Source organism: Stenotrophomonas sp. Pemsol (genome assembly GCF_003586545.1).
In the GTDB taxonomy this organism is placed as follows: domain Bacteria; phylum Pseudomonadota; class Gammaproteobacteria; order Xanthomonadales; family Xanthomonadaceae; genus Stenotrophomonas; species Stenotrophomonas sepilia.
The window spans coordinates 4,089,086-4,106,901 of the sequence record NZ_CP025780.1 but is presented as its reverse complement, the minus strand read 5'-3'; the positions used below and the strand labels follow the sequence as shown (position 1 = coordinate 4,106,901).

At 67.2% G+C, this 17,816-nt stretch carries 14 protein-coding genes; 5 read left to right on the top strand and 9 right to left on the bottom strand.

What is annotated here, in order from left to right:
• Window positions 1-56: 56 nt before the first annotated feature.
• The 7 genes from PEM_RS18890 to PEM_RS18860 form a co-directional block, all read right to left on the bottom strand.
• Window positions 57-1,046, bottom strand: coding sequence for an alpha/beta fold hydrolase (locus tag PEM_RS18890; protein WP_050562730.1), 990 nt, complete (start codon window positions 1,044-1,046; stop codon window positions 57-59).
• A gap of 52 nt (window positions 1,047-1,098) precedes the next feature.
• Window positions 1,099-1,890: a lysophospholipid acyltransferase family protein gene (locus tag PEM_RS18885; RefSeq protein ID WP_111127194.1), complete on the bottom strand. Its 792-nt coding sequence runs from the start codon at window positions 1,888-1,890 to the stop codon at window positions 1,099-1,101.
• 118 nt (window positions 1,891-2,008) lie between these two features.
• Entirely contained in the window at window positions 2,009-2,443 is a 435-nt protein-coding gene (locus PEM_RS18880; RefSeq protein ID WP_049414459.1) for a hotdog fold thioesterase, read from the bottom strand.
• 10 nt (window positions 2,444-2,453) lie between these two features.
• Entirely contained in the window at window positions 2,454-4,511 is a 2,058-nt protein-coding gene (locus PEM_RS18875) for a phospholipase D family protein (RefSeq protein WP_065185545.1), read from the bottom strand.
• The gene (locus PEM_RS18870) at window positions 4,508-5,125 is read right to left on the bottom strand and encodes a YceI family protein (RefSeq protein WP_005420984.1); all 618 of its coding nucleotides are present in this window, start codon (window positions 5,123-5,125) and stop codon (window positions 4,508-4,510) included. Before PEM_RS18870 ends, PEM_RS18875 begins: the two co-directional genes overlap by 4 nt.
• A 4-nt stretch (window positions 5,126-5,129) precedes the next feature.
• Window positions 5,130-5,606 carry a histidine phosphatase family protein gene (locus PEM_RS18865; protein WP_005420985.1) on the bottom strand — a complete coding sequence of 159 codons (477 nt, stop codon included), beginning with the start codon at window positions 5,604-5,606 and terminating at the stop codon, window positions 5,130-5,132.
• A 49-nt stretch (window positions 5,607-5,655) separates the two neighbouring features.
• On the bottom strand, window positions 5,656-6,285 hold the full coding sequence (locus PEM_RS18860; RefSeq protein ID WP_005420986.1) for a ParA family protein: 630 nt from the start codon (window positions 6,283-6,285) through the stop codon (window positions 5,656-5,658).
• Between the two features lie 123 nt (window positions 6,286-6,408).
• Here PEM_RS18860 and PEM_RS18855 point away from each other — a divergent pair, with 123 nt between their 5' ends.
• On the top strand, window positions 6,409-7,893 hold the full coding sequence (locus tag PEM_RS18855; RefSeq protein ID WP_005420987.1) for an AAA family ATPase: 1,485 nt from the start codon (window positions 6,409-6,411) through the stop codon (window positions 7,891-7,893).
• Window positions 7,894-8,517: 624 nt separating this feature from the next.
• On the opposite strand, the gene PEM_RS18850 is transcribed toward PEM_RS18855, so the two are convergent.
• Window positions 8,518-9,153, bottom strand: coding sequence for a tetratricopeptide repeat protein (locus PEM_RS18850; protein ID WP_014035497.1), 636 nt, complete (start codon window positions 9,151-9,153; stop codon window positions 8,518-8,520).
• 169 nt (window positions 9,154-9,322) lie between these two features.
• Between PEM_RS18850 and PEM_RS18845 the strand changes: the two genes are divergently transcribed.
• The 3 genes from PEM_RS18845 to PEM_RS18835 all read left to right on the top strand — a co-directional run bounded on the left by PEM_RS18845 (window position 9,323) and on the right by PEM_RS18835 (window position 14,870).
• Window positions 9,323-13,009, top strand: a complete 3,687-nt coding sequence (locus PEM_RS18845; RefSeq protein ID WP_111127196.1) for an indolepyruvate ferredoxin oxidoreductase family protein — start codon at window positions 9,323-9,325, stop codon at window positions 13,007-13,009.
• 181 nt (window positions 13,010-13,190) lie between these two features.
• The gene (locus PEM_RS18840; RefSeq protein ID WP_095378444.1) at window positions 13,191-13,550 is read left to right on the top strand and encodes a helix-turn-helix transcriptional regulator; all 360 of its coding nucleotides are present in this window, start codon (window positions 13,191-13,193) and stop codon (window positions 13,548-13,550) included.
• A gap of 33 nt (window positions 13,551-13,583) precedes the next feature.
• Window positions 13,584-14,870 carry a type II toxin-antitoxin system HipA family toxin gene (locus PEM_RS18835; protein WP_095378445.1) on the top strand — a complete coding sequence of 429 codons (1,287 nt, stop codon included), beginning with the start codon at window positions 13,584-13,586 and terminating at the stop codon, window positions 14,868-14,870.
• On the opposite strand, the gene PEM_RS18830 is transcribed toward PEM_RS18835, so the two are convergent.
• Window positions 14,871-15,485, bottom strand: coding sequence for a DUF938 domain-containing protein (locus tag PEM_RS18830; RefSeq protein ID WP_111127198.1), 615 nt, complete (start codon window positions 15,483-15,485; stop codon window positions 14,871-14,873). It abuts the gene before it with no gap.
• A gap of 682 nt (window positions 15,486-16,167) precedes the next feature.
• On the opposite strand from PEM_RS18830, the gene PEM_RS18825 reads away from it, so the two are divergent.
• Window positions 16,168-17,799, top strand: a complete 1,632-nt coding sequence (locus tag PEM_RS18825; protein ID WP_162911601.1) for a TldD/PmbA family protein — start codon at window positions 16,168-16,170, stop codon at window positions 17,797-17,799.
• Window positions 17,800-17,816: the final 17 nt, after the last annotated feature.

Sequence of the window (17,816 nt, the reverse complement as noted above, 5' to 3'; positions counted from 1 at the left end):
GGCGGTCCGGTTCAAGGGCAAACCCGCATTGTAGCGGCCTGCGCGCCCGTGCCGGTTCAGCCTTGCAGCACGCGCTGCAGGCGCTGCGCCACCCAGCGCTCGGAGAAGCCGTCACCGCGCCAGTTTTCCAGGAAGCCACAGTGTCCGCCCCAGCTGGCGGTTTCCAGATGCGCCTGGTGCGGCAGCTGCCAGTCGCTGAAGGTCGCGTAGGGGATCACCGGGTCGTCCTGCGCCATCAGGATGTCGGCCGGCACCTGCAACGTGGACAGCCGATCGCCGGCAATCGAGTAGCCATCGAAATAGGCCTGCAACGAACCGAAACTGGTGTGGCGCTCGACCAGCCAGGCAGTCAGCGCGCGGATGTCCAGTTTCAGTACGCGGTCGTCGCAGTCGCTCAGTTCGGGGAACAGGTCGCGCTTGCGCCGCAGTGAACCGGCCCACTTGCGGCGGAAGTACCAGTCGTACATCGCCGGGCCGTTCTCGATGCTCTCCATGGTCAGCGCCGGGTCCAGCACCGGGCATACCGAGGCCACGCGCAGCAGCGGCACGCCGGCCGCTGGCGCGCGCAGGGCCAGGCGCAGCACGAAGTTGCCGCCCAGCGAGTAACCGGCGGCCACCAGCGGCAACTGCGGCCAGCGCTGGGCGATATCGCCCGCGGCATGCACCACTTCGTCGATCAGGTTGGAGTGGAAGATGCCAGGGTTGAGATGATGGGTATTGCCGTGGTCGCGGAAATTCAGCCGCACCACGTCGAAGCCCTGTTCGAGCATGCGCGCGGCCGCCATGCGCATGTAGCTGGATTCGGCGCTGCCTTCCCAGCCGTGCAGCAGCAGGGCCATGCCTTTGGGTTCGCGGCCTTCGATGTGGCTGTGCCAGCCTTGCAGGCGCACGCCATCACCGCCGTCGAGGATCAGTTCTTCGCTGATCGCACCGGTCGCGGCCAGCAGCAGCAGGCCGCGCTGCAGGCGCATGCGGCTGGAGCTGAGCATCGACTGCAGGTGCGGATTGCGCAGCCAGCGCGGGGGCTGGTAGTCAGCCGCGTGCAGCGTCGGCGTGCCGGCGTCCAGGACGGGTGGCGGGATCAGGGCCACCGCACCCTCACTCGGTGCTCATGGCCGCCACGATGCGCGCGCGCGACGTCTCCGCGATGCGCCGACGGCCTTCCAGGTCCTGCGCACCGATCGGTGCCAGGAAGTGCACTTCTGCACGCCGCGCCGGCTCACCGAGCAGGCGCAGGAAATTGGCGAAGAAACTCTCGCCGGGGCCGAACGCGACAATGGTCTGCGCATCACCCTTGAGCCCGTACACCAGTGCCACCGGCTGCACCGGCACGCCGGTTTCAACCGCAGCCTGGAAGATGCGGGCATGGAACGGGCCCACTTCGTGGCCGCCGCGGGTGCGCCCTTCCGGGAACACGCCCACCGCCTTGCCTTCGCGCAGGCGATCGGCCATCACCTGCATCACGCCACCGAGCGATTCGGTGTTGCCGCGCTGGTGGAAGATGGTCTGGCCACGCGCGGCCAGCCAGCCGACCAGCGGCCAGCTGGCGATCTCGCGCTTGGCGACGAAGCCCATCATGCGCTGGCTGTGCAGGATGCAGATGTCGACCCAGCTGACGTGGTTGGCGACGAACAGCACGGCGCCGGGCAGCGGCGTGCCGATCTGCACCAGGCGGAAGCCGAAGATCCACATCAGCCCGCCCTGCCACCAGTTGACCACTTTGGCCCCCAGGGTCGCCTCGCCCACGCGCAGTTCGCCCCACGGCCGAAGCATGCCGATCAGGATGAGCGGCAGGAACACAACGATGTGGACCAACAGCAGCGGTACGCGGTACAGGTAACGGCACACACGCGCCACGCCGCCGCGGGGGGCCGGAGTGGGGGAAGTCATCCGCGCACGATACCGGAGGGCCGTCATCGCTGCCAGCCGATTTAGGCCATAACACCCATCGACCGGGGCAATCGGCGGGGAACGCTGGGTTCCGCTGCCGTCACCGGCCGTCCGGGGCTCAGCCGTGGCCGGCCGCCACCACCGCCAGGGTCAGCCGCGAGATGCACACCAGGCGGCCCTGCTCGTCCTCGATGCGGATCTCCCACAGCTGGGTGCTGCGGCCGACGTGCAGTGCACGAGCGGTGCCGGTCACGGTGCCCGAGCGCACGGCGCGTACATGGTTGGCGTTGATCTCCAGCCCTACGCAGATCTGTTTGGCCGTATCCACGCACAGGTTGCCGGCGCTGCTGCCCAGGGTCTCGGCCAGCACCACCGACGCGCCGCCATGCAGGATGCCGTAGGGCTGGCGGGTGCGCTCGTCCACCGGCATGGTGGCCTGCAGCCAATCGTCGCCGGCCGCGCTGAAGACGATGCCCAGCGACTCGATCGCGGTGTTGCGGCTGAGCGTGTTGAGCTGCTCGAGGGAAACGGCTTCGCGGAACACCAGGGTCATGCGGGCACCTTCAGAGGATGGGAACGAGGCCGGCGCCGAATGCGGTCAGCATTCGGACCAGCAGCCATTTCGGGCCGACATTGACCTCGGGGAAATCGCCCACGGCGACATAGCAGCGGTGGAAGTCCGGGTCCTGCCGGGGCAGCGGCTGCGGGCAGTCCGGGCCGGGCTTGAACTCGTAGTCGGTGGCATAGCGCCACGGCCAGAAGTCGAGGATCGGCAGTGCCTCGGAGGCCTTGCCGACGCTGTAGTTGAGCCCGGACAGCACCGGCGGCTTGGCCCGCGGCGCCACCGTCCACGAGTTCTGCGGGTGGGTATCGCGCAGGATGCTCTCGGCCAGCTGCTCGGCGAAGGCCGGGTCGTCGATGATCACCGCACCTTCGGTGTTGTAGTTCTCGCTGCGCGGATCGAAGTTGTGGGTGCCGACCACGCCGATGCGGCGGTCGACCACCAGCGACTTGGCATGCAGGCCCATGCGCGCGCCCTTGCGGGTGACCGGCAACGGCTTGTTGACCGCCTTGCTGCCCAGGAAGGAGGGCCGGGTCTCGGTGCGCAGCAGGCGGGTCTCGACCTCGCTGCCGGCCGCGCGGCGGCGCTCGCGCGCGTTCTGGTAGGCACTGCCGGTGCGCGGGTGGTTCACCGGCCCCTGCTTGCCGGTGGGTGCCGGATGCTCATCGCGATCGCGGCTGTCGCCGGCATTGCTGCCCGCGGCGCTGCCGCCAATCAGCGGATTGCGCCCGCCGTCGTCGTCACCTCCGGGCGCGGCCATCGGATCAGGCAACAGGTTGCGGTAGTCGACCGGTGCATCCAGCGGGAACGGCTTGTATTCGAAGATGTTGAAGCCCAGTTCGCGCATGTTGCGCCGCTTGTACTTGTACGACAGCGCATACACGATCGGGTTGTCGGTGGCCGCCAGGCTGTTGCTGGACACCACCACCCGCGGCGGCTGCGGGCGCTTGCGCAGCTCGCGGAACAGCTTCTGCGCCGGCTTGGACAACACCAGGTACGGCGTCTGCAGGATCACTTCCTCCTGCGCGCCGGCGATCAGCGCATCCAGCTGCGGCTCGGTCACGTGCTGGCCCGCCAGTGGCGCATCGGCCTTCTCGCGCCGGTGCTTGCGCGGCAGGTCGGCGACATAGCGCACCGAGGCCACCGGCAAGGCGGTATCGACGAAGGAACGGCTGACGAAGTCCATGTCATTGGCTTCGGCACTGACCCGCTGCACCCGCTCGGGGCGGCGGAAGCTGGCCGGCGGCAGGGTCGGCACGCCCTCGCGCAGCAGGGTGCGGCCGACATCGTTAAGGCGCTCGGCCGGCACGCTGCGCCTGGCATGCCAGAAGGCATCGAAGTTGGCGGCCATCGCCCGCGCCTCCGGGCCGGCGATCAGCACGTCGCGGTCGCGGAAGTTGTACTCGCGGTCCCAGTCGTAATAGTCGTCCTGGTAGTTGCGGCCACCGACCACGCCGATCGCATCGTCGATCACCAGCAGCTTGTTGTGCATGCGCTGGTTGAAGCGGCGGAAGCAGCACAGCACGCTGCCGGCATAGTCGAAGTAGTTCAGCCGGGCCTTGCCGAAGGTCGGGTTGTAGACCCGCAGCTGGAAGTTCTGGTGCGCGCCGGACAGCGCGCCGAGGATCTGCAGGTCGGAGATCGCCGAGAGCTGATCGATCAGCACGCGCACCTTCACCCCGCGCCGCGATGCAGCCAGCAGCTCGTCGATGACCAGCCGGGCGCTGTCGTCCTTGTCGAAGATGTAGGTCTGCAGGTCGATGCTGCGGGTAGCGCTGCGCAGCAGGTTCAGGCGCGCCACCAGCGCACCTTCGCCCTCGTCGAGCAGGGTGGCGTAGTGGCGCGGCTGTTCGGGAGTGGATTCGGTGAACGCCCGCCCGGCCAGCGCACGCAGCGGCGAGTCCTGCGCGCAGCGGTCGGCGCGCTGGCAGCCGACCACGGTCGAGCGCGCCTGCACGGCGATCGCTTCGGCACGGTCGCGCTCGGCATGCGAAAGCGATGCACAACCGCTGCCCAGCAACACCGTTGCCAGCGCCAGTAGACGCAGCAGGAGGTTCACGGTTTCGGCGCCTCGCTCAGGCGCGCACGTAATACGAAGGTCACTCGGTCACTCAGGGCTAGCTGCCAGCTGTCCATTCCATACCGGCCTCGCTGCACGGTACCGCGGCTGACGACATCGCAATCATAGCCGGGTCGGGCGCACTCCGCCTTCTCGACACGCAGCGACTCGGGGTGGCTGACGCCGCGCAGGGTCAGCCGGCCGTTGATGTCGCCCCCCTGTTCCACCGTCTCCGGCCAGTACGGCAGCGAGTCGAACTCGACCACCGGATGGCGCCCTGCATCGAAGAACTCTTCGCCGCGCATCCAGCCGGTGTAGCGCGCCTTGCCAGGGATCTCCACCGAACGGGTGAACATCTTCAGGTGCACCTGGTGGCGCCCGTCGGACAGGATCTCGATGCGCCCCTCGAAGTGCGGGAATACGCCTTCGATGCGCTGGCCGAAACGGGTCCGCACCTCGAAACCGATCCGCGAGCGCTGGGTATCCAGGCGCAGTACCCGCGGCGCTTCGGCGGACACCGGCGGCAACGGGGTTGGTGGGGGCACAGCGGCCCAGGCCGGGCCAAGCGCCAGCAACGCGGGCAGCAGGAAGCGGCTGCGCCGCGCCTGGCTCATCGGATCACGGCCACCAGAACGCGTTCAGGCTGGCCACGCCCGGCTCGATCGAGACCTCGCGCGGGAAGCCGAGGACGGCCACGCCGCCCGGCGGCATGCCCCGGTAGTCGCTGCTGGTGCCGTCGGTCATCAGGGCCACCAGCTGCTCCAAGCCCGGGTTGTGGCCCACGATCAGCACCCGGTCCAGGTCGCGACGTTCGTCCACCAGCGCCGCCAGGGTGCCCGGGGTGGCTTCGTAGATCCGGTCTTCCAGGCGCTTCTCGACATAGCCGATGGCCGTCATCACCGCTTCCAGGGTCTCACGGGTACGTCGCGACGGCGAGCACAGCACGCAGTCCGGCAGCAGGTTGTTTTCCTTCAACCACTTGCCGGCGGCTTCAGCTTCGGCCAGCCCCACCGGCGACAGCGGCCGGTCGAGGTCGGCCTGGCCGGAAACGGCGGGTTCGGCATGGGCATGGCGCAGCAGGATCAGTTCACGCATCGCGGGTTTCCATGGAGAAGAGGATGCAGCAGGAGAAGTGAGGCAGGCATCAAAGCTTGAGCCAGGACAGCAGCGGTTCCCAGTCGGCCTGGTGTTCGCGCACCTGGGCGGAGCGATAGTCGAACAGGCTGCGGCCCAGGCCGGTCATGACCACGTAGCTCTGGCTGTCACGCAGCTGCGCGACCACCGGGTACGGCCATTCGGCCAGCATCTGCAATGCCTGCTGCGAGGTCTGCGTCCAGGGTTTGGTGCGGTTGAGGACCAGCCCTACCGGCAGCTTGCGGCTGTGCACGCGCGGGTTCTGGGCCAGGCTGTTGAGGAAGCCGACGATGGCTTCGATATCCAGCGCCGAGGGCAGCACCGGCACCACCACGGCGTCGGCCGCGTCCAGGAAATGGGGGATATCGTCGGCCAGCGCACCGGCGGGTGCATCGATGATGACGGTATCGGTACCGTCGGGCAGCTTCTGCGCCCACTGCTTCTTCCGATACACATCGATGGGGAGCACCGCGCTTTCCAGCCCGGCACGCCGTTGTGCCCAGCGGGTGCTGGAACCCTGCGGGTCGGCATCGGCGATCACCGTGGCCTTGCCCTGCAATGCCGCGTACGCGGCCAGGTGGGTGGCGACGGTGGTCTTGCCCACCCCGCCCTTGGAACCGGCCACCAGGATCGTCTTCATGCCAGCCTCGCTTCCGGGTACGTGCCCCGAGCGTACACCGGCGGTGGTGACGGGAGGTAGCGCCGTGCTGAACCCGTGGCCATCGCCTTTGCTATCGTGGCGCCCCCGAAGGATCGAACCGGCATGAGCGAACTGCAGGACCTGAGCGCACTGATCCGCGCCAATACCCCCCTGATCGTGATCGAGACCCAGGATGAGGGGCGCATCGTTGAACTGTTCCGGCAGACGCTGATGCACGTGTGGCGGGCCCTGCACCGCTGGTCCATCACCGAGGGCCTGCGCCGCATCGACCTGGACCGCGAGGATCCGCCGGTCGGCCCGCCCGATGCCAGCGCCGCGCTGCAGATGATCCGCCAGGCTGATCAGCGCGGTGTCTACCTGCTGCTCGATTTCCACCCCTACCTGGGCTATGCCAGCCACCAGCGCGCACTGCGCGACCTGATCCAGCGCCGCCACAGCGAGCCGCACGTGCTGGTGCTGATCGGCGCCAAGGTCGAGCTGCCGGCCGAGCTGGAAGCACTGGCGGTGCGCTTCAACCCGCGCCTGCCCGATGCCAACGCCCTGCTGAAGATGCTGCGCGAGGAGGCCGACGCCTATGCGCGCGAACACGGCGGCCGCCGTGTCGAGGTCGACAGCGAGGCGGTGAAGAAGATCCTGAAGAACCTGCAGGGCCTGAGCCTGGTCGATGCCCGCCGCATTGCCCGCCAGCTGATCTACGCCGATGGCGCGCTGCGCGACGACGACCTGCCGCAGCTGGCACGGCTTAAGTTCGAGCTGCTCAACCGCAGCGGCCACCTGTTCTTCGAGCACGACAGCGCACGCTTCGGCGACGTGGCCGGCGCCAACCGGCTCAAGCGCTGGATCAGCCAGCGCCGGGTGGCCTTCATCGCCGGCTCGGCACCGGCCGGCCTGGACCCGCCGCGCGGCATGTTGCTGCTGGGCGTGCAGGGCTGCGGCAAATCGATGCTGGCCAAGGCCACCGCCGCCGGCTTCGGTGTACCGCTGCTGCGCCTGGACGTGGGTGCGCTGTACAACAAGTACCACGGCGAGACCGAGGCCAACCTGCGCCAGGCGCTGGCCTCGGCCGAGCAGCTGGCGCCCTGCGTGTTGTGGATGGACGAGATCGAGAAGGGCCTGGCCAGTGGTGGCGAGGACGGTGGCGTATCGCGCCGCGTGCTCGGCTACCTGCTGACCTGGATGGCCGAACGCAAGGCGCCGGTCTTCATCGTCGCCACCGCCAACCAGGTGCACGAACTGCCGGCCGAGCTGCTGCGCAAGGGCCGTTTCGACGAGATCTTCTTCGTCGACCTGCCCACCCCCGAAGTGCGCGTGGAACTGCTGCGGCTGCATCTGGGGCGACGCCAGCTCAATGGGGACGACTTTGCACTGCCGGCGTTGGCGGCCGCGGCGAATGGTTTCTCCGGCGCGGAGATCGAGCAGGCGATCGTGGCCGGACTGTACGCAGCGCACGCCGAAGGCCGGCCGCTGGACACCGAGCTGCTGATGAACGAGATCCGCGCGACGAGGCCGCTGTCGGTGCTGATGGCCGAGCAGGTAGAGGCACTGCGGGCATGGGCGTCGGGGCGGACGGTTTCCGCGGACGATTGAGGTTTCCTGCGAACGGCGCAGCCCCTCGTGGTTGGTCGCTCAAAGCGACAGTCGTGGTTGGCCGGGTGGGTAGGCTGCGCAGGGGGCGCTGCAAGTACGTCCCTGTAAGCTCGGTCGCCGCATCCATGCGGCTCACGCCCCTGCGCAGCCTACCCACCCGCCCCCTGACAGTTTCCGGGGGCGTCCGCCACGGAGAAGAAAAAAGATGATCAAAAGCAAAAGCCGGTCGGCTGGCCGCTTTCTGTAGAGCCGAGCCCACGCTCGGCTGCATTTCGATCAGATATCGAATAGTTGATTCCGATGCGGATTCATCCACGCATGGCGTGGATCTACCCACCGCCGCCGATAACCTGTCGGGGTCGAGGCGGTCTGGGGCTGCAGGACCGTTGGCGCCATGGATGGCGCCATCGAGCCCCCATGGGTGAGGGCGCTTTGCTTGCGAAGCACTGCTTCGCAAGCGCCCGAACGCCCAGCCTCCAGCGGCTGGGCCGGGCCGCGGAGCGGGGTTTACGGCGTGTCCTGCCAACCCACACCACCCCGCCATCCCGCGGATTGCCCGCTGTTGCTGTTGCTTCGGCCGTTGCCTCTGCGGGTGCCGGGTGCAACCCGGCGCAACCCCCTCCCTCAGGGCCAGGCCGGCGGCGCGGCCGCCCAGGCCTGCTGCACTTCGGCCAGCGAGGCACGCTCGTCGTCGCGCCACAACGGCAGCAACTGCGCATAGCGGCTGCTGTCGCTCCATTGCGTCGGCTCGGTACGCACTGCGGCGGCATACCACTGCACCGCCTCCTGCTTCTGCCCGGCCCGCCACAGCGCCAGCGCATAGGTCGGTGGCAACCAGCCCGGCTTGCTCAGCGAACCACCGGCAGCCGCCTGCCATTGCTCCAGGGCGGCTTCGGGCTGGCCCTGACGCAGCAGGTCCCACCCGTAGTTCCAGCGCACGCCACGGCCCAGGCTGCCCTGAACCGGCGCATCCTTCAGCGCTTCGCGATACAGCTGTTCACCCAGTTCGGTACGGCCCTGGGCGATGGCCACCGACGCCAGCTGCACGGTGGCCTCCACGGTCCGCCGGCCGCGCTCGCGCTGCTTGAGCAGCTGCGCCACCAGCGCATCCCCGTCGGACTGGACCACGATCATGGGCACGGCGGCCGCATCGCTGTCGAAGTAGAACTCCTGTGGTGCCGGCACCGCCGGCGCGGCCCACACCGGGGCCGTTCCCGAGACCAGCAACATGCTGCCCAGGATCTTTCCTGCAACTGACATCCCTTCTCCCCAGGCCGCAACCGCAGCCTCCCTCTCTCTCCCCGATCCTAACCCCAGCATGGCCGCCGGCGCGAGTGCCGGGGCGGCCGGGCCTCGCTGCTACAATTCGCGCCTTTCCCGCCGCGTGCCTGCACGCGGCCGGTGCCAGCCGATCCTGACCGGGCCAGCCATGACCAGTACCGCGCAACTCACGTCGCCCTCCTCCACCGACCTGATCGACCGTGACTACACGCTCGACCACAAGTACACCCGCAACGAGGGGCGGATCTATCTGAGTGGCGTGCAGGCGCTGGTGAAGCTGCCGCTGATGCAGCGGCTGCGCGACGCGCACCAGGGCATCGACAGCGCCGGCTTCGTCAGCGGCTACCGCGGCAGCCCGCTGGGCGGCTTCGACCTGGAGCTGTGGCGCGCACGCAAACACCTCGACGCCGCCAAGGTGAAGTTCACCCCCGGCCTGAACGAGGACCTGGGCGCCACCATGGTGTGGGGCACCCAGCAGACCAACCTGTTCCCCGGCGCCAACGTGCAGGGCGTGTTCGGCATGTGGTACGGCAAGGGCCCGGGCGTGGACCGCTGCGGCGACGTGTTCAAGCACGCCAATGCCGCCGGCACCTCGCGCTACGGCGGCGTGCTGGCACTGGCCGCCGATGACCATGCCTGCCGCAGCTCGACCCTGCCGCATGGCAGCGAGGACGAGTTCGTCAGCGCGATGATGCCGGTGCTGAATCCGGCCGGTGTGCAGGACATCCTCGACATGGGCCTGCTGGGCTGGGCGATGAGCCGCTATACCGGTCGCTGGGTCGGCTTCAAGACGATCGCCGAGACAGTCGAATCGTCGGCCTCGGTCGAGGTCGACCCGATGGCGCGCCGCATCGTGCTGCCGGAAGACTTCGAGATGCCTTCGGGCGGTCTCAACATCCGCTGGCCGGACCCGCCGCTGGACCAGGAAATGCGCCTGCACCGCTATGCGGTGAAGGCCGCACAGGCGTTCGCCCGCGCCAACGGCATCGACAAGGTGGTGATGGACGCGCCGCGCGCGCGGCTGGGCATCGTCACCACCGGCAAGAGCTACCTGGACGTGCTGCAGGCGCTGGAATACCTGGGCCTGGACGAAGCCGCCTGCGCCGACATCGGCATCCGCGTGTACAAGGTCGGCATGACCTGGCCGCTGGAGCCGCAGGGCATCGCCCGCTTCGCGCAGGGCCTGGAAGACATCATCGTGGTGGAGGAGAAGCGTGCCTTCATCGAGCGCCAGATGAAGGAACAGTTCTTCAACTGGCCGGCCAGCTGGGGCCAGCGCCCGTCCATCGTCGGCAAGTACGACGAGAGCGGCGAATGGATCCTGCCGTCCACCGGCGAGCTGACCCCGGCCACCATCGCCGGCGTGATCGGCCGCCGCATCCAGAAGTTCTTCAACAACGCATCAATCGAGCAGCGGCTGCAGTGGATGCAGGAGAAGGAAGCCGAGCTTGCGTTGCCGCGCGCCAGCTTCCCGCGCGTGCCGCATTACTGCTCGGGCTGCCCGCACAACACCTCCACCCAGGTGCCGGAAGGCTCGCGGGCGCTGGCCGGCATCGGTTGCCATTACATGGTGACCTGGATGGACCGCAGCACCGATACCTTCACCCACATGGGTGGCGAAGGCGTGACCTGGGCCGGGCAGGCGCCGTTTACCGACACCCCGCACGTGTTCCAGAACCTGGGCGACGGCACCTATTTCCACAGCGGTTCGCTGGCGATCCGCCAAGCGGTCGCCGCCGGCGTCAACATCACCTACAAGATCCTCTACAACGATGCGGTGGCGATGACCGGCGGCCAGCCGGTGGACGGCCCGCTGAGCGTGCCGGACATCGCAAAGCAGATGCGCGCCGAAGGCATCCACACCATCGTGGTGCTGTCGGACAACATCGGCAAGTGGACCGGCCAGCGCGAGCACTTCCCCAGCGACGTCGAGTTCCATGACCGCAGCGAGCTGGACGAAGTGCAGAAGCGCCTGCGCGAAGTGAAGGGTGTTTCGATCCTGATCTACGAACAGACCTGCGCCACCGAGAAGCGCCGCCGCCGCAAGCGCGGCAAGCTGGAAGACCCGCAGAAGCGGGTGATGATCAACTCGCTGGTCTGCGAAGGCTGCGGCGACTGCGGCAAGAAGAGCTTCTGCGTGTCGGTGCTGCCGAAGGAAACCGAGTTCGGACGCAAGCGCGAGATCGACCAGTCCAACTGCAACAAGGACTATTCCTGCGTGAACGGCTTCTGCCCCAGCTTCGTCACCGTGCACGGTGGCCAGCCGCGCAAAGGCAGCAAGCGCGACGCCTCCACGCTGCTGGACAACCTGCCGGCGCCGACCCTCCGCGGCAGCCTGGAACAGCCCTGGAACATCCTGATCACCGGCGTCGGCGGTACCGGCGTGGTGACCATCGGTGCGCTGCTGGGCATGGCCGGCCACCTGGAAGGCAAGGGTGCAACCGTGCTCGACCAGACCGGCCTGGCGCAGAAGGGCGGCGCGGTGACCACGCATATCCGCATTGCCCGTCGCCCTGAAGACATCCATGCCGTGCGTATCGCCGCTGGCGAGGCCGACCTGGTGCTGGGCTGCGACATGGTGGTGGTCAACGATTACTGGGCGCTGTCGAAGGTGCGTGCCGGCCGTTCGCAGGTGGTGCTGAACACCTACGAAGCGATGCCGGGTACCTTCACCACCCGCCCGGACATGCAGTTCCCCGCCGCCGACATCATCGCCGGCGTGCGCGTGGCACTGGGCGGCCAGGAGCCGCTGCTGCTCGATGCCACCCAGCTGGCCACCGCGCTGCTGGGCGACGCCATTGCCGCCAACCTGTTCATCCTCGGCTACGCCTGGCAGCAGGGCCTGGTGCCGCTCTCGTTCGATTCACTGATGCGCGCCATCGAGCTCAATGGCGCCGCCGTGGCGATGAACCAGCAGGCGTTCGCCTGGGGCCGCCTGGCCGTGGTCGATCCGCAGGCCGTGCAGCAGGCGGCCGGCCTGGTGCGCAACCGCCATACCGATACCGAATCCACCCCGGGCCCGCTGCATCCGCTGCCGCCAGGCGAGTGGGAGGGCAATGAATGGGGTGCCACTGCGGCACCGCGCAACACCGGCGACGAACGCGAACTGCGTGGCCTGCCCTCGCACGGTGGCGACGTGGCGTTCCTGCCGCTGGACGACGCCCACCTGTCGCGCTCGCTGGATGAAATGATCGAGCGCCGCGCCGCGTTCCTGGTCGAGTACCAGGATGCCGCCTACGCCAAGCGCTACCGTGACCTGGTAGCGCGCGTACGCGCCACCGAAGCCGACCGCATCGGCGGTTCCACTGCGCTGACCGAGACCGTGGCGCGGTACCTGTTCAAGCTGATGGCCTACAAGGACGAGTACGAAGTGGCGCGCCTGTACACCAGCGGCGACTTCCAGCGCCGCCTGCAGCAGCAGTTCGAGGGCGACTACCAGCTGCGCTTCCATCTGGCACCGCCGCTGTTCGCGAAGAAGGACGAGCAGGGACGGCTGTTGAAGAAGGAATACGGCCCGTGGATGTTCAAGGCCTTCGGTCTGTTGGCGAAGCTGAAGTTCCTGCGTGGCGGCCGCTTCGATGTGTTCGGACGCACCGAGGAGCGCCGCATGGAGCGCAAGCTGATTGCTGATTACGAGGCGACGGTGCAGATGCTGCTGGACGGGCTGGAGGATGACCGTCTGTCGCTGGCGGTGGAGATTGCCAGCATTCCCGAGCACATCCGCGGCTTCGGCCATGTCAAGGAAGCGCATTTCGAGCAGGCCAAGGCGCGCGAAGCGGCCCTGCTGGCGCAGTGGCGCAATCCGAAGGCGCTGCATATCGTGCAGGTGGCGTAACCGGCAGCAGGGCCCTACCGGCCCTTGGCCGACTGCCCGAAAGGATCTAGAGCCGGAAGCGCTGGCGATCCATGCCAGCGAACGTCGACATTTCAGAAATTGTCGCCGTTCCATGACATTCTCGAAATGTTATCGAACGGCGACTTTTGATTAAATGTTGCCGAGCGCATACATTCCGCCTATGGACATCCTGCGAACGTCCCGAGACCTGGGCCTGGTCATCCGCCAGCGTCGCAAAGCACTCCGTTGGGATCAGGCCCAGCTGGCCGAACGCGTAGGCGTCAGTCGGCAATGGGTCATCGAAATGGAGAAGGGCAAGCCACGGGTGGAGCTGCAACTGGTGCTGCGGACGCTCAACGTCCTCGGCCTGATACTGGCTACGGGCACTGTCGAGGGAATGGCCTCCTCCGCTGCATCGTCGGAAATGCCTCTGGAACTGCCTGATATCGACACTATCGTGGATGGCAACGGGCTGCGCCCGGACGAGCACCGCGCGACTGCCATGACGTTGGGGCGTAGAAAGCCCCAAAAGGCCGTCTGACAGCCCCTTCCTCCCGGACATCGTGCCTCCCGCATGGACCTCAACGTACTCCTTTCCAACAGACTGGCTGGATACCTGGGACAGGATGCACATGGCCATCCGACATTCCGGTATGCAGACAGTTGGCGCCAGACGCCGGGCGCCTATCCCTTGTCACTTGCACTTCCATTGACAGAGAACAGCGCGCCCGCTGCCACGCTCTCTGCGGTCCTGTGGGGGCTGCTGCCCGACAACGAGGCCCTTCTGCAGCGATGGGCTTCCCGGTTCCAAGTTTCGTCCCGCAACCCGGTCGCATTGCTGTCACATGTCGGTGAAGACTGTGCCGGTGCGGTCCAGTTCGTACGACGCGAACGGCTCGCCGCCGTACTTGCCGGTGAGGACGATCGGCAGGAGGCGCTGTCCCTCCATGAGGTCGCCCAGCGCCTTCAGCGGATCCGAGTGGACCAGATTGCAGCGCGGCAACCCGATGATGTCGGCCAGTTCAGCCTGGCCGGGGCGCAACCGAAGATCGCCCTGATGCAACGCGACGACGGAGGTTGGGCAATTCCGGCCGGTCGCATCCCCACCACGCATATCCTCAAACCCCCCAGTGGCGACTATGACGGATTCGTGGAGAACGAGGTCTTCTGTCTGCGCCTGGCCAGTCAACTCGGCATGTCGGCTGCGTCCACTGAAATGATCTGCATGGAGGACGCACAGGCCATTGCGGTGACGCGCTTCGACCGCGTACGAACAGCACAGGGTTGGCAACGCGTTCACCAGGAAGACTTCTGCCAAGCGCTGGGTGTCATGCCACACATCAAGTACCAGAACCAAGGCGGACCGGGGCCGGCCGATCTGGCGCGCGTGCTTTGGGAACATTCCAGCAAGCCGCGAGCGGATGTCGAAAGGCTGCTGCAGGCACTGCAGTTCAACTATCTCATTGGCGGCACCGACGCGCATGCCAAGAACTATTCGCTGCTGATCGGCGCACAAGGAAACGTTCGCCTTGCCCCGCTGTATGACATCTCAAGTGCACTGCCCTATGCACACCTGCAGCAACGCAAGATCAAGATGGCCATGAAGATCGGCAGCCATTACCGCTGGTGGGATGTCCGCCTGGCGGATTGGGAGGCCACCGCTGATGGAATGACGCTGGACCCGCAGAAAGCACTGTCGGGCCTGTTCGACATGGCAACACAGCTGCCCGGCATCGCCCGGGCGTTGCTTGCGGAACTGCAGGCAGAGGGCATGCGCCACCCGGTTCTGGAACGTTTAGTGGATGGCATCAGTGCAAGCTGCCAGCGCTGCCTGCGGCAATTCGAACAATCCGCTACCTGATCACCCCAACCGCCACAGCAGCAGGCGGTTGTTGGCCGGCATCGCCACGTTGCGCAGGCGCGTGAAGCCGTTGTCCTCGGCCAGCGTCTGCACGGCTTCCGCGTCGCGGATGCCGCTGTGCGGGTCACGTGCCTTCAGCCAGGCATCGAACTGCGCGTTGCTGTCGCTGGTGTAGCGGCCGCCGTAATTGAACGGGCCGTAGATCGCCAGCAGCGCACCGTGGCGCATCAGCGGCGGCAGCGCGGCGAACAGCGCCTGCACGTGCTCCCAACCCATGATGTGCAGGGTATTGGCAGTGAACGCCGCATCGAACGAGCTGCCCTCCGGCAGGGTCAGGCCCACTGCCGGCGGCAGCTCCACCTGCAGCGCCACCGGCGGCAGCAGGTTCAGCAGCGCGGCCTCCGCACGCCAGGCTTCGATGCCGGGCAGATGGTCCGGATGGTCGCTGGGCTGCCAGCGCAGCCACGGCCAGCGCTCGGCGAAGAAGGCTGCGTGCTGGCCGGTACCACTGCCGATCTCCAGCACCCGATGGCGGTCGCCCATCCACGGGTCGAGTGCGGTGGCGATGGGTTCGCGGTTGCGCTCGCAGGCTTCTGAATACGGCTTGCTCGACATCAGGACGGTGTCCAGGCGGGGTCGGCTCCATTGTGCACGAGGGGGTGTCTCAGGGCTTGCAGCCCTGCACCCGCAGGAGCCGGAGCCAGAGCCAGAGCAACGTCAAAAGCTGGCATTCCGTGGGATGGCAGGGTTGGTCCGGTTGCGGGGGACGCCGTAAACCCGTCCTTGGGGGCTTGGCCGCGGCATCCATGCCGCGGACACCCCCGCAGCCGGACCCACCCCGCCTTCGACAGTTTCCAGCGATCTGTTGGAACGGCTCTTGGGGTCAGATCCGTTTTCCGCAGGAAAACGGATCTGACCCCGGATTCATTTCGATATCTGACAGAAAAATCGTGTCGACCAAGGTCGACACCTACCAACAGCCGCAGGAATCTGTCAGAGGTGGGGCGGTGTCGGATTGCGGGGTGTCAGCCGCATGGATGCGGCTGCCAAGCCTCCATGGACGGATTCACGGCGTCCCCGCAATCCGACACCGCCCCGCCCACTCACGGAATGCCCGCTTCTGACGTTGACGTTGCCCTGGCTTGAAGCAGGTGCAGGGGCTGCGAGCCCTGCCGAAACCCTCCCCAACCATGACTGCAGTCACTTGCCCGGTTGCGCCGCGCTGGCGAAAGTCGAGGAGTTGACGTGATCGGTCCGGCGCGTTGCCGACCGCACGCAAGCGAGAGAGAGAAACGCTGTGCAACGACGTGAGTTCCTGGCTTTTTCCGGCCTGGGCCTGGCCGGCCTGCTGCTGCCGCATTCCCGTGCCATCGCCGCCGAGCAGCTGCTGGCGCCGGTCGATACCGCCCAGCGCCGGCGCTTGGCCGAGGTCGCGCTGGCCACCGCACGCACGGCCAAGGCCAGCTACTGCGATGTGCGCATCGGCCGCTACCTCAACCAGTCGGTCATCACCCGCGAGCACCAGGTCGGCAATGTGACCAACCGAGAATCGTCCGGCGTGGGCGTGCGGGTGATCGTCAACGGTGCCTGGGGCTTTGCTGCCACCCATCAGCAGACCGAGGCCGCCGTGCGCGCGGCAGTCGAGCAGGCGGCGGCAATCGCCCGCGCCAACGCCAGCATCCAGACCCGCCCGGTGCAACTGGCACCCACGCCGTCCGTCGGTGAAGTACGCTGGCAGACGCCCATCCGCAGGAACGCGATGGCGGTGCCGATCCAAGACAAGGTCGAGCTGCTGCTGGCCCTCAATGCCGCCGCGCTGAATGCGGGCGCCGACTACATCAATTCCACCCTGTTCCTGGTCAACGAGCAGAAGTACTTTGCGTCCAGCGACGGCTCGTTCATCGACCAGGACATCCACCGCATCTGGCTGCCGTTCACCGCCACCGCCATCGACAAGGCCAGCGGCAAATTCCGCACCCGCGCCGGCCTGTCCTCGCCGATGGGCATGGGCTATGAGTTCCTCGATGGCGATGCGCGCGGCAAGGTGCAGCTGCCCGGCGGCATCACTGCCTACCGCGATTCCTACGACCCGGTCGAGGACGCCATTGCGGCCGCCCGCCACGCACGCGAGAAACTGAAGGCGCCGTCGGTGAAGCCCGGCAAGTATGACCTGGTGCTGGACCCGTCCAACCTGTTCCTGACCATTCACGAGAACGTCGGCCACCCGCTGGAGCTGGACCGCGTGCTCGGCTACGAAGCCAACTACGCCGGTACCAGCTTCGCCACGCTGGACAAGCGCGATGCGGGTTTCCGCTGGGGCAGCGACATCGTCACCTTCTTCGCCGACAAGACCCAGCCCGGCAGCCTCGGTGCGGTCGGCTACGACGACGAAGGCGTAAAGACCCAGCGCTGGGACCTGGTGCGAGACGGCATCCTGGTCGACTACCAGGCCACCCGCGATGAAGCCCACATCCTCGGCCGCGATGCATCGCATGGCTGCAGCTATGCCGATTCCTGGTCCAGCGTGCAGTTCCAGCGCATGGCCAATGTCTCGCTGGCGCCGGGCAAGCAACCGCTCAGCGTCGCGGACATGATCAAGGACGTGGAGAACGGCATCTACATCCACGGCCGCGGTTCGTATTCGATCGACCAGCAGCGCTACAACGCGCAGTTCGGCGGCCAGCTGTACTACCAGATCAAGGACGGAAAGATCGCCGGCATGGTAGAGGATGCGGCCTACCAGATCCGCACGCCGGAATTCTGGAATGCCTGCACCGCCATCTGCGATGAGCGTGACTTCCGCCTGGGCGGTTCGTTCTTCGACGGCAAGGGCCAGCCCGGCCAGGTCTCGGCGGTCTCGCACGGTTCGTCCACCACCCGCTTCAACGGCATCAACATCATCAACACCGCGCGCAGTCTCGGCGCTTGAGCCACCCATCCTTCGAC